Raw genomic sequence first — 13226 nt, 5'->3', positions numbered from 1 at the left:
ATGAAAAGATTTTTTACTTTACTTGCTGTTTTAAATGTAGCAACTGGGAGTACTGTTATGGTCGCGAGTTGTACCATTGCCCAAGGAGCACATCTTAACCCTGTTGATTCGTTATTATTAATTGGGAAAGACATTGATACATCAAAAGCAATTGATGATGCAAAAAGTAATTTACAATTTACAAATTATTATATTTTAGGGGATAGTTTAAGTGATTCGCATGGGATTGAAAAACTAGTCAAAAATAGTTTTAAATTAGATATTAAAATTGGCACTAATGATCCTAGCAATTTAGAAAATTATCAAAATGGCAGTTTGTCAAATGGAAACACAGCTGCTGTATTATTAAATGCTAAGCTTGGTTTTGACAAAATTCGGCCAGGCATTCCAAATGATTATGCTGGTGATTTTAGCCGTAATTATGCAATTGCGGGGGCAACCGCTGCTGATGTGGTGGGAACAGCCGGGATGTTATTAAACCGTGTTACAATTGAAAAACAAGCCCAAGCATTAGTTAGTCAACATAAATTACGTTCAACAGACTTAGTTTTATTTGAAATTGGCGGTAATGATTTGTTTCAAATTATTGATACAACAGATCCACAAACAGAGTTAGCCCTGATGCAACAAAGTGTTGAACGCATTAAAATCGCATTATTTACCTTATTAAATAATGGGATTCGAAAAATATTATTTTCTGATGCACCAAATGTTAGTGCAATCCCACGTTATAATAACCAAAATACAGATGATACTTTAAAAAAACGAGCAAATAATATATCAACAGAGTTTCATACGCGAGTAGCAAAAATGATTGAATTAGCAAATACATATTACAAGAATGCTATTCGTAACTGAGGATTATATGATAATTTATCTGTGTTAATGACTGAATTTAAAGCACGCCATCCAAAGGGAGATATAACAGTTAATTTTAATAATTTAAATTTAGATTTTATGAAAATTATTGAAGAAAAAATGTTAAATGCACAACGTAATCCGGCCCTGCCAGCAAATGCTAACATTGATGATTATTTCTTTTTTGATATTGTTCATCCAACAAGAGAGGTTCATCAGTTAGCAATGGAACATTATTATCAAACTATAAAGGAGTGAACTTAAAATGAAAAGATTATTAGCGTTTTTAGGAAGTCTGACATTAGTAACGACTTCAGTTGTACCAACTATTGGGTGTGTTAATCCTGAAACTAATCTTCCAAAATTACAACATTATCAAACAAGTTTAGCAGCATTAAATAGTCAAGTTGCAAAAATGGCTTACATTAGTAATGACCATAAATATGATTTTAATTATTTAATGTCCCAGTTTGCTCAACCAATGTATTTAAAAGATTTACCAAGCCAACCAGATCAGCGGGAAAACTTACAAGAGTATAATCGTTATGCTGAATTATTTAATCGATATTATGGAAATTCTTATTTAAAAAGTGATTTAAAAACAAACTTAAACTTAACGAATAATTTTAAACCAGCAGCAGCAAACAAAATGATTTCAAATGTGGCTCAATTAGGTTCACAAATTTTTACTATCCTTGCAAAAGAAGGACTACCTGGTTTATTAACATTAATTGCAAATGGTCATTTATTAAATAATTTCTTATCACCAACGATTTTAAAATTTGCAAGTGATCTTCTTGATCAAGAAACGTTAAGTTCTTTCCGCGATGCTTTTGATGATTCAATTTATCAAGGGATGACTTATCAAGAATCATTAACATCGGGAATGATTGGTCTTGTTAATGCTGTAAATGAATTAACAGGGCAACCAGAACGGTTTGACTATAAAAATAAAGCAAATTTAGAAGCAACAGCAGTAAACTATACAACTGCCTTAAAAACATTTGGAACAACAATTGTTAAAATAATGAATCAGAAAATTGATTTTAAATTTAATCTAATTAATAATTTAACCGCAATTAGTGAAATAATTCGATTTAGTCGCATTGTTTTAAATTATTTGCAACAATTTAATGCAAATGAAATTGCAACATGAAATGATATTGTCAAAGTTCGTACTGCTTCTTATCAACTTAATTCAAAAATAGATTTACAACAAATTATGGGTAATTTATCACAATGATTAGGAGAACCAACAGGAAATGGCTTACGAAATTTAATTGCCATTTTATTGCAAAGTTCTGAACATCATCAAATTAGTTCAACGCTTTGAGAAAATATTGCCTTTTTAGCAAAAGAAGATTTAGCACCAGCTGGGTTATCAGCTTTTGGTAAAGTTATCATTAATATTTATCAACCACTTGATTTAATTGTGACAAAAGGTTATACCGGAAATTTAGTCTGAGATTTGATTAATACAATGGCTGCTGGTGAATCATTAAATGATATGGTTAGTTTTTTAACAAATTCATTAGTTGAAAAGAACTTACCAGCAAATTTAAAACCAATTGTCACAAAAATTGTTACTAATCCAAACGCTGTTAACGATTTATTTTTAGAATTATATCAGGGTGATATTTTAGGTGATATTTTTACAATGTTATTACCAAATTCATCCCTTGCAAAAATTAAAAATTTAAAAATGCTTTTGACAGAACCATTACAAAATTGATTACCAAATAATGAACTAACTAATTTTATTAAAAATAAAAGTATTGTTGAAGTTCTAAAAGAAGTAACAGCTGCCATAACACAACCAGCATTTATTGCTGCAAAAGATGTTTATCATTTGTTTGACCGTTTTTTAACGCCAACTGCTAATCACTCATGACTTTTACGTGATGCTTTATTAAATTCAGATACTTTTTTGGAAACATTAGGATTTAAAGATCAGGCAATTATTGAAAACAGTCCCTTATTTTATTTAAATAATATTTTAGAAAACATAAAAGGGATTAATGGTGTTTTTACAACTTTAACTAAATATCTTGCTGATTTTGATAAAAGCCAAAATGTCATTTTGCAAGAAATGAAAAAAACTGTTGCTAAAATAAATGTTACTGTCCTAGCACAACCAAACGATAATGTTTTTGAATATCAAATTAATGATAAAATTATTACAATTACGGTTGCATTCCACAATAATAAATATTTTATTAGTGAAATTATAATGAATTAAAGATGTTAAAAAGGTTATGATTTGTAGAAAAGAATAACCTTTTTTATTGAAAATTGATATAATAATAGCAAGAAATGAGGGTTTTAAAGGATGGCAAAGAATATTTTTGGGAAAAAAAAGAATCGTAATTTATTATTAAATTATTTTAAACCATCAATTTATGTTAAAAATGTTAATAAAATTAATCTTGAATCATTAAAAAAACATGGAATTAAAGTTTTTATTTGTGATTTAGATAATACTTTAACCCCATTTTATCGTGGTATTCCAAATGCGGATAATTTAAATTTAATTCAAAAGGTAAAAGAATTAGGAATGATTTTTGTGTTAGTATCAAATAATGCTCGAAAACGAGTTGAACGGTTTGCACAAAAAGCAGGAATTGAACATTATTATTGAAATGCTAAAAAACCATTATTAAAATATTTTCGCGTTATTTCACGGCAATTTAATGCTAATCCGCATGAAATGATTATGGTTGGTGATCAATTAATTACCGATGTTTTATTTGCTAATCGGGCACATATGGAAAGCATTTTGGTTGTACCAGTAACAGGTGTTAATGAATCAAATCGTTTAATGCGTTTATTAGAAAATTTACTTTATAAACGGTTAGCTCAAAAAAATATTTTACATAAGGGTTTCTTTGATGAAGGAGAATATGGATTAGACTATGATATCTTATAAAAAATGTTCTGGTTGTGGGGTTGTTTTGCAAGACACAAGACCAAACGACCTTGGGTATGTTGAAACATTAACGCAAGATTATTGTTATCGTTGTTTTCGATTAACACATTATAATGAATTAGTTACTTATAATGTCCCAGCAATTGATTTTCTTGCCAAATTACGCCAAGATTATCACTTGAATTGACATTATTTTTATGTTTTAGATGTTTATGATTTGGATGGAACACGAGAGTTGGCATTAGAACAACTATTACAAAATAATAAAGTAACTTTGATTATTAATAAAATTGATTTAGTAAATAAATTAATTAATCCTCATAAAATTATTACTTATATTAGTGAACTTTTTAGAACCTCAGTGCTTTTTTCGAAGCTAGAAGATATTATTTTAGTTAGTGGATTAAAGAATTATGGGTTAGATGAATTATGACGATATATTAAACGACAAACTAATGATATTGTTTTTGTTGGTAGTTCGAATACTGGGAAAAGTACATTATTAAATAGTTTAATTAAGTTAACTAACCAACAACAAAAAATTACTGTTTCAAATAATCTTGCAACAACATTAGATAAAATTGTTGTTAATTTGGGAACTAGACATAAAGTTTATGATACGCCTGGAATTATGAATAAGCATAGTTTGCTTTCGTATCTTGCCGAAAATAATAAAAATATGATTACTAAACAATTACTAAAACCAATTACATTTCAATTAAATTCAGAACAAACAATTTTTTATGAAGGATTAGCGAGTTTTTCATATCTTACAGGTTTAAAAACAAGTTTTCATTTTTATAAAAATAACAATTTGAAATTACACCGGACTAAATTAAGCAATAAGGATTATTATTTTACCCATCATTTATCAACCACTGCCGTTAAATTAAAAAATTATCAAGAATGAACTGAGCGAGTGATTGAAATTAATGAACCAGGTAATTATTCGTTATTTATTGCTGGGTTAGGATGAATTAGTTTTAAAGGCCAAAGTGGTCAAAAAATAATGGTTGGAACTCATCAAAACATTAAAATTACACTACGAAAACAGTTTATTTAGTTTTATAATTAACAGTAGATAAGTAGAAAGGAAATAGCTTATTATGAATCTTGTTAAAAAATATCCTTATGTAATTACGGATTTAGATGGCAAAATTGCGGGGAAAGGTTATTTAATTAATCCTGAAACATATGAAGCATTACAAACATATCAATTGGCTAGTAATTATCACTTGTTTTTAGCTTCAGGGCGATTAGACTTAATGGCAAAAGAATATTTTGCAAAGTTAAAAATTAAAACACCAATCATTTCATGTAATGGTGCTTTAATTCGTGATAGTTTAACAAATGAAATATTATATCAGCAACCGTTACCACAAGCATTAGCTCTTGCGGTGTTAACAAATGCTATTGAAGGAAATGTTGATCATATTGTTTATACTGCTAACATGGTTTATGGTCATCCTGGATCAAGTCGGATTGCTTTTATGTTAAAATATAATGCGCAATTAGATAATGATAATTATCGCATTCCAATTGATACTGAAACTGATTATGTATCATTATTAAAAAATAATGAAATTGAAGTTTTAAAAATTTTATTCCCTTTTAATTCATCCGCTGAATTAGAACAAGTGCAAGCTATTTATCAGCCATTTAAAAACGCGGTTGATGGTGTTTTCTCTCAAAAAGATTTATTTGATATCCAAGCATTAAATATTAATAAGGGTAATGCTTTTAAAAAATTATGTGCTTTAAAAGGGTATGATCCACAACAGTTTATTTTTTATGGTGATAATTATAATGATCTAGAACTTGCTAAAATTGTTGGTTATACTGTTGCGATGGGGAATAGTGTCTTAGAATTAAAAAAAATTGCTAATACAACAACAATGACAGTTACTGATAATGGGGTTCGTGAACATCTTTTTACCGAAGTTTTATCAAAAGAACAACTAGCAGAATTTCTGCCCCAAGTTAAAAATGTTTTTAAATAAAACATTTTTTTATTTTGTAAATTGTAAATCAATCATTTTGGTGGAGTTCCATTTAACAAATTATCGACTTAAGATTAAAAATTAGGCAAATAATTGGAAAAGATAAGGTGCTGCTTTTTTTATTATGATATAATGGCTCTATGAAGATGCTAAATTTTAAAAGAAATACAAATCAAAAGTTCTATGTCGACAGTTCTGCATTTATTAATAAAAATAGTAAGGATAAATTTGTTTTTAAAATATTGAAAATTATTGCCTTAACTGTTGTTATAACACTTTTTATCGTAGGAAGTATTTGAGATCAACAAATTGCAAAAGCGATTGGTGATTTAAATGATAATGGCATTGTCAGTTGGCTAAGTTTATTTTGAGATAAACTAGCTTATACGATGACAGTTCCATTTATGTTTGCAGGAGTTGGGATTTTATTAGAAAGTTTAAATATTAAATATAAATCGAAATTTAAATTTTTAGAAATTATCATTATTACCGTTTATGCTTTATTTATAATTTTATTTACTTTAATTATTAGTAGAATGATTTATCAGCAATCAACATTTCCCGCTTTTGGTGGTAAAGGAAGAGATTATTGATTTGGACTTGATGGAACAAGTACAATTGCCGCAATGACAATTCAACTTAGTATTGAAGTTATCTTAATGGGTGGGATTGCTTGGTTTTTAAGAGTTAAATTTTCAAAAAGAGATGATTTATTAACTAATAATTATTGAATTGATGCGTTAAAAATATTTGTAGTATTTGCGCTTTTTGGGATTATTTTTGATCCGCTTTTAAAAACTTTCTTTGGGCGACCATATTGAGTTCATGTTGATTATCAATATGTTATTGACCATTTACCAGATAATTGGTCAAACAAACCAACTAATATTGTTAATGCCGAATATTTAGATTGATGACAAATTCAAGGTTTTAAAGCTGAATATTGAGATTTCTTATTAGGGAAAGCGGGCGAAGGAACGCATCATTGAAGTGATAAGGCTTTTCCATCTGGTCATATGAATTCATCATCAATGCCTGTCTATGGTTTTTTGTTATATTTCATGAATGAAAAACGTAAACAAAAGATTACTTATTGAAAATGATTAATATTTGGATTTTTTATCGCAAATATTGCAATGATGGGATTTATGCAAATTCTTTCAAGAACACATTATTTAACAGATTTAATGTTTACTTTAATAGTTTTATTAACATTCTTTAAAGGAGTCGCTTATGCAACTGATCATGTTATTTATAAAGTTTTATCAATAATTTGAAACAAACAAAACAAAAAATATCATATGTTTGAATTAAATAATGGTAAAAAAACAACTTTGTTTATTGATATTGATGGAGTTTTATGAATTGTAGCGAAAGTTAGAACTGCTAAAATTGATAAATCTAAAAAATATAAATATTGACATCGTGATAATATTATTTACAAAAAATAGGGGAGTGTTGCAAAGATACGGGTTTTAGTTAAAAACAAGATATAATTTTGTTTTTTCTTTTATATATAGAAATTATTAATATTAAAGTTATTATTTTTAAAAAATTTTAAGGAGTTGAAATTATGCAAACAAAGCAATATTTTATTTTGCGGTCGTTAGTGAAAAAGTATGGTAAAGATATTGTTATTAATATTGTCAATAAGATTGCAAAAGATATTGAAATTAAAAAGTAAAAGAATAAATTATTCTGCGTAATTTATTAGCGGATAATTTATTCAATAATGTTTTTAATGGAGCAAAGCGACAACGAGCGGAGCGAGTTTGCAAATTTCAATTTTTTAATTTATTGAAAGGAGTTATATCATGCCAGTATGATTAACATGAATATTTAGTATTTTGATTTTGTTAGGAATTTTTGCGTGAATTGGTTTATCAATTTATCAAAAAATTCGTCAAATTCAAGGTAAGAAAAAAGAAAAAAAAGAACTTGAAAAAAAGGAGGATAGAAAATAATGAATTTTTTAGCAGATGCAGTTACTTTTGGGACTGGAATGGATTCTATTTGAACTGGTTTAGGTAATGCAATGGGTAAAGTAAAAGATGCTGTATATGGTATTTTACCGCAATTAATGACCTTTTTAGGTGATGCGTGAATTATTTTAATTCCATTTGGATTATTTATTATTATTAAGATATTAAACTTTTTCCGTCATATGGTTAAAGGATTTTAAGAGTATATTACTCTATATTCAAAGTATTTTAACAAAAACTAAGGCACACTAGTTTATTTATTTTTTATTAATTTATTTTATATAACTATTACTTTAAAACTTAATAGTATTTTTCAGTGTGCCAATTTTTATTATTTTATATTTTTAACATTGTTAATAACATTGTTTATTAAACATTAAATAAGCAATATATTAGCATTATGTATAACATTGTTTTTATCAGTAAATAAGCAGTATATAAACATTAAATATAACATTGTTTAATTAAACAAATATTTATATTAGTTAGGAGTTGATAAAATTGAGTAATTTTGTTAAGAAAAATCAAAATATAGCAAATTATTTTATTTCTAAGGAACTTATCCCTTTTGAAACAGATAAAGCAAGTTTTATAAATTTACCTAATCACAATCGTCATATTGGTTTTTGGTTGAGTAATAAGTTTATTTATCCTAGTCAAAAACATTCAGAACAAGTAGCAATCGGTTTAATTTATGATAATTCTTATCGTATTGTAAAATATGATGAAAATTTAAAACAACATGATTGAAAATTTTTAACTGGAACAGAAATAATTGATTTGTATAATCAACATAAACAAAACTATTTTACGCGTATGCATAAAGCATTATTTTTAAATGAACCTAAAAAAGTAAAAACAAATAACAATAATAATTTAATAAATTGAAATGATGAAAAAGTAGAACAATTAATTCGCGATTTAGAAGAATTAGATAATGAGTTTATATAATTATTGAGTTCAATTTGTTAGTTATATTATTGGTTCAAATGCCCCTGAATTTTTATATGTTATATCGTTTGTGTTATTTATAATTTTATTTTTTGGAATGTTTTTTAAACTTATTCAGAAAATGTGGAGTTTTTAAAAATGCAAAATGATTGAGAAAAATTAAAAGAGTTTTTTATTCATGTCTTTTTGTTTATAGATAAAACGAATGTTGAAACTATTACAACTTGAAATTTAACTCAAAATGAATATTTAACTCTTATGATTGGCATTTGAATTGTAATTTTGTTTTTAACTTGATTCTTATTGTGAATGATTTTTAAAATAGTTGGGTATTTTAAGTAATGAAAAAGTTTGCATTTTTTCTAATAAACTTTTGTTATATTAGTGGTTCAATGGTTTTGTTTAGTTTAATTGATTTATTATTTTGGATAATTTCCTTAAATTTTACTGGTTTAGTATTTTGACTATTATTTGCTTTACAATGTGTATATTTTGTTTGGTGAGTTTGAAAAAATGTTTTTTATCAGTTAAATATCTTTCGTTTAGTTTACTTTATTTGAGATAATCCGTTATCAGTAATTATTGGTAAATTAGGAACTGGTAAAACATTACTTTTAACTTTTTTATCACAAGTTATGAAACTTTTAACAAAGAAAATTTATAGTAATTATCCAATCGAAGATGATGCAATAAAACTTTTAACTTTTAATAATTTAGATTTTACTGATAGAACCAAATTAGTACCACCTGATGATAGTTTAATTCTGTTTGATGAGAGTTTTTTATATATTGATGGAACTAGTCCCCACGAAGTTAAAAAAGTTCACGGTGGTAAAAGTGTGTGGATTGTTTTAGCAAGACATTTTAAAAATAGAGCAATTTTTACCGTACAGCGTGAGGGTATGATGTGAAATAATATTCGTCATTTAGCGAGTGGTATTATTATTCCTATTTCATTGAAAAAACCCGTTAAGTCAAAATTAGGTAATATTTTTAATCGTAGTTTTGTTATGCGAATTGGTATTTTTCAAGATATTACAGATTATGAAATTTGAAAAACAAAATCAGTAGAACGAACAGCAGAAGGTAAAAAAGCAAAACATAAGTCCGATGTTGGTTTAGGAATTCGGTTTTTTAAGATAATTATTCCGCTTGAATTTGCCAATAAATATGATAGTCATTGATTAAGTTTTGTTCGTGATTTAAAAAATGATGAAGTTATTAATAAAAAAGAATACTTTTGAAAAGATATATCAAAATTAAATAATAAACAACGCTTAGAATTATTTGATATTGATATTTTGAAAGAAAATTTAAAAGCAAAAAAAGGAAAGGAAAGATAAAAAATGAGTAATTTATTAAGTGAAAGCATTAATAACGATAATTGAAATAAGATTTTTAGTTTTATTTTTGATACTTTTTTATTTGTTTTTGATGTTATTTGAAATACTAAATTACCAATGACAAATATAACGATTGCTTATTTTTTAATCTTTTTTATGGTTATTAAATTATCAATTTATGCTATTCACGGAACATCAACTAATTATAACGATTTAGGTTCAACGGTTAAAAGTGGTGTTATTAATAGTTCTAAATTATACGGTGCTACTGTTAGGGGTGTTTCTAGTACTAAAAAAGGTTTACAAAAACACATCAAAGAACGAAAACAATTTAAAGTTAGTCGTAATAAACAACAATTATCAAGTTTAGTAAGACAAGCAAAAACAAGAGAACAAGGCTTTAAAAGAATTCATAGCACTAAAAGAATAAAAAAATAAGTAAGGAGTTGATTTTATATGATTAAGTTAGTTTTATTGGTAGCGGCAATCGCTATATTTGGTACTGGTTTTATTACAATTATTATTAATCAGTTGACATCAGCAAAAAATATTATTATGGATTTATATAATTCTGATACTTGGTTATTATTTATTTTTGGTAAAATGGCAATTTTATTTAGTCATCCGTTAATGTTAACAATATCAAGTTTATATATTATTGGTTTTATTATTTCAAAAACATTATATAGTTAGGAGTTAAATTTATGAAAAGTAATGTAGAAAATAAAAAAGAAAAGAAACAAAATGGTTTATTTATTTCTTGGGTTGATTTAATTTTGTATCTTATTATAAGTTTTTCATTAACGCTTGTATGTGTATTAGATACAGTTTCAACGATTGGCGAATTAAAAGAAAAATATGCTGGTATAAATGGTTATATAATTTATGGTTTATGATTTATTATATTATGAGATATTTTAATAATTCATTATTTTTATGGTTATTTATTTAATGAAATTATCAAATTAATAAAAGAACATCGTAAAAATAAGTTGGTAGAGAATAATGCGTAAGTTTTTAGTGTTATTTTCTTTTGTACCAATATTATTAATTTCTTTTTTCTCATTAGAGGCAATGACATTACAGCAAAACCATCAATCACAACAAACAACAGAAAAAGTAAGAACAAAGCGAAGTACAGAAACTGGTATTAATGAAACTGATTTTATTAATACGATGTTTTTACGCAGCACTTTTTTTGAAAATTGAAGTGATACCAATTATTTTATTAATCCTACTTTAAAAACATCAAAATCATTAACTTATAACGATAAATGATATTTAGATTTTTTAAAAGATAGTTATTCAACTGGTATTTCTTATGATAAACCTAGTGATAAATTTATGGATTTATATAAAAATTGAAATACTTATGCTAAACAGTATAACATTGATAAATTTTATGATGTTGATAAAAAACAATTTTTAAAAGAATTAACTAATTTTGTTTATTCTTTTACAAATAAGTATAATTTAACACAAATGTTAAATAAATTAAAAAAATATATATATGATTTGCAACAAGTTAATTTAAATTATGATTTTGATAATTGAAAATTAGTATCAAGTATTTTGGGAGAAGGAAATACTAAAAAATGATATATAGGTATCTTTAAAAAAGATAATAAATGAAATATTATAAAATGAAATGGTAATAAAGAATTTTATTCATATTATTATGATAAAGTTTATCGTTGAGATGGTGAAGGTCAACCACAAACACCCCAAATTGATAGCAATGGTAATGTTAAGTTTGAAATAGATATTTATAAACAAAAAGTTAAAGATTTTTTAAATAATTATTTAGATGTTATTATCCAAGAAAATATCCGAGTTCAGCAAGGTGGTAATCCAAACTATGATGACTCAAATTTAGGTAGTCAAAGAATAATATTTGATTTTGAAATTATTAATAATTTAGATAAATCTAGTACTGGTATTATTTTAACTAAAAAATCAATTTATCGAATGATTTTAACGATTGATGAGCATAAAAATATTGTTGCAGGCAGTTTAGAGTTAACACATCTTAAACAATATTGAAATGGATATGATTATAATAGTTATCGGTATACTGATGATTTAGGTTTTTTATTTTCTTTTATGAAAGATGAAGAAAATACATTTAATTTTAGTGCTGAAACTTATAATTATTATCAGGTCAATTCTCCCAATACTGGTAAAGAAGTTTTTGAACAGATGAAAGGTCAAATTGATATTAATAAATTTTTAAAAGCATTTTTTGCACACGCTTTGGTACCTGTATTTCAAAATCGTAGTAATTTTATTGAAAGTGGATATATTGATAATTTACAATATGATACTGTTTTAATTAACTTTTTTGGTTTAAAATTAGTTAATTTTAGAGATGTTTTAATTGATGAAAATAATACTAATAAAAGTCAATTTGAAAAGTTATTAAATAGTATTTTTACAGTTTCACAAAATTTTTATAAGGATTATTTACGAACAATTTTTGATTTAGAAAGTAATACTTATACACAAGGATATAACAAAAAATACGGTTTATTAGCAAATAATGGTTTTAAAATTTATCCAAGATATTTTTATTTTTCTGATAAGTATAAATTATTAGATTTTAAGATGTATTCTGCTTATAAAAATCGGTTTTATAACACAAATTATGGAGATGTATTTAATTATGATTTTTCTGTCTCAAATGATTATAATATTAATCAAAATGAGAGTTATGTTTTTGAAGGAACTTTAAAAGATAAATATGGCTTAAAATATAAAAAAATGGAAGAACAAAAAATAGGTTATAATGTTTTTGAATTACAAGCCCAAAAAGAAAATGATATGTATCGTTATTATGATTTTAATTTTGGAATTTATAACTGACAAGAAATTAATAACGGTGGATTATTCCCTGATAGTCAATGATGACAAGCACAATATGAAAGTTGTAGTTGATATAATTTAGCGTGTCATATAAGAAATGCGGCAATTTGAATAGTTAATAATATACCTGGTATAAAACAAGTAAACGAATTAGCGAGTGGTATTGGTAAAATTTTTCAAACAATATATAGTTTTTTCAGTCAAACATTCGAAGTATGAAAATTTAGTCCTGCATTGTACAGTACAATAACTAATTTATTTTTATTAATTATATTTATGAAATTTGTACGATTAATTTAAAAAG

At 25.5% G+C, this 13226-nt stretch carries 15 protein-coding genes; all 15 read left to right on the top strand.

The features are described from left to right. The 15 genes from SPM_RS02995 to SPM_RS02925 all read left to right on the top strand — a co-directional run bounded on the left by SPM_RS02995 (position 1) and on the right by SPM_RS02925 (position 13222). Positions 1-1122, top strand: coding sequence for an SGNH/GDSL hydrolase family protein (locus tag SPM_RS02995; protein WP_004028172.1), 1122 nt, complete (start codon positions 1-3; stop codon positions 1120-1122). A 1-nt stretch (position 1123) separates the two neighbouring features. Further along, positions 1124-3097 carry an MOLPALP family lipoprotein gene (locus tag SPM_RS02990; protein WP_004028171.1) on the top strand — a complete coding sequence of 658 codons (1974 nt, stop codon included), beginning with the start codon at positions 1124-1126 and terminating at the stop codon, positions 3095-3097. 90 nt (positions 3098-3187) lie between these two features. After that, positions 3188-3784: a YqeG family HAD IIIA-type phosphatase gene (locus SPM_RS02985; protein WP_004028170.1), complete on the top strand. Its 597-nt coding sequence runs from the start codon at positions 3188-3190 to the stop codon at positions 3782-3784. After that, positions 3771-4847 carry a ribosome biogenesis GTPase YqeH gene (yqeH, locus tag SPM_RS02980; RefSeq protein ID WP_004028169.1) on the top strand — a complete coding sequence of 359 codons (1077 nt, stop codon included), beginning with the start codon at positions 3771-3773 and terminating at the stop codon, positions 4845-4847. The genes SPM_RS02985 and yqeH overlap by 14 nt, the downstream gene beginning before the upstream one ends. Before the next feature lie 43 nt (positions 4848-4890). Further along, positions 4891-5784 carry a Cof-type HAD-IIB family hydrolase gene (locus tag SPM_RS02975; protein WP_004028168.1) on the top strand — a complete coding sequence of 298 codons (894 nt, stop codon included), beginning with the start codon at positions 4891-4893 and terminating at the stop codon, positions 5782-5784. Between the two features lie 140 nt (positions 5785-5924). Further along, positions 5925-7235 (top strand): phosphatase PAP2 family protein, encoded by a 1311-nt coding sequence (locus SPM_RS02970; RefSeq protein ID WP_137165048.1) that lies wholly within the window; start codon positions 5925-5927, stop codon positions 7233-7235. A gap of 363 nt (positions 7236-7598) precedes the next feature. Further along, the gene (locus tag SPM_RS06395) at positions 7599-7748 is read left to right on the top strand and encodes a hypothetical protein (RefSeq protein ID WP_004028165.1); all 150 of its coding nucleotides are present in this window, start codon (positions 7599-7601) and stop codon (positions 7746-7748) included. After that, on the top strand, positions 7748-7966 hold the full coding sequence (locus tag SPM_RS02965; protein WP_004028164.1) for a hypothetical protein: 219 nt from the start codon (positions 7748-7750) through the stop codon (positions 7964-7966). The genes SPM_RS06395 and SPM_RS02965 overlap by 1 nt, the downstream gene beginning before the upstream one ends. Positions 7967-8267: 301 nt before the next feature. Then, positions 8268-8717 carry a DUF3627 domain-containing protein gene (locus SPM_RS02960; RefSeq protein ID WP_004028163.1) on the top strand — a complete coding sequence of 150 codons (450 nt, stop codon included), beginning with the start codon at positions 8268-8270 and terminating at the stop codon, positions 8715-8717. 138 nt (positions 8718-8855) lie between these two features. After that, positions 8856-9059 (top strand): DUF2649 family protein, encoded by a 204-nt coding sequence (locus tag SPM_RS02950; RefSeq protein WP_004028161.1) that lies wholly within the window; start codon positions 8856-8858, stop codon positions 9057-9059. Then, positions 9059-10060: a hypothetical protein gene (locus tag SPM_RS02945; RefSeq protein ID WP_004028160.1), complete on the top strand. Its 1002-nt coding sequence runs from the start codon at positions 9059-9061 to the stop codon at positions 10058-10060. The genes SPM_RS02950 and SPM_RS02945 overlap by 1 nt, the downstream gene beginning before the upstream one ends. 3 nt (positions 10061-10063) lie before the next feature. After that, positions 10064-10498: a hypothetical protein gene (locus tag SPM_RS02940; protein WP_004028159.1), complete on the top strand. Its 435-nt coding sequence runs from the start codon at positions 10064-10066 to the stop codon at positions 10496-10498. A gap of 18 nt (positions 10499-10516) precedes the next feature. Continuing rightward, complete coding sequence (locus tag SPM_RS02935) at positions 10517-10753, top strand: hypothetical protein (RefSeq protein WP_004028158.1); 237 nt, start codon at positions 10517-10519, stop codon at positions 10751-10753. 11 nt (positions 10754-10764) lie between these two features. Continuing rightward, the gene (locus SPM_RS02930) at positions 10765-11073 is read left to right on the top strand and encodes a hypothetical protein (RefSeq protein WP_004028157.1); all 309 of its coding nucleotides are present in this window, start codon (positions 10765-10767) and stop codon (positions 11071-11073) included. Next, positions 11066-13222, top strand: coding sequence for a spiroplasma phage ORF1-like family protein (locus tag SPM_RS02925; protein WP_004028156.1), 2157 nt, complete (start codon positions 11066-11068; stop codon positions 13220-13222). The genes SPM_RS02930 and SPM_RS02925 overlap by 8 nt, the downstream gene beginning before the upstream one ends. Positions 13223-13226 lie beyond the last annotated feature (4 nt).

Source organism: Spiroplasma melliferum KC3, assembly GCF_000236085.2.
Taxonomy (GTDB): domain Bacteria; phylum Bacillota_I; class Bacilli_A; order Mycoplasmatales; family Mycoplasmataceae; genus Spiroplasma; species Spiroplasma melliferum.
Note: the sequence above shows the minus strand (reverse complement) of the source record. Positions and strands in the feature narration are given on the sequence as shown.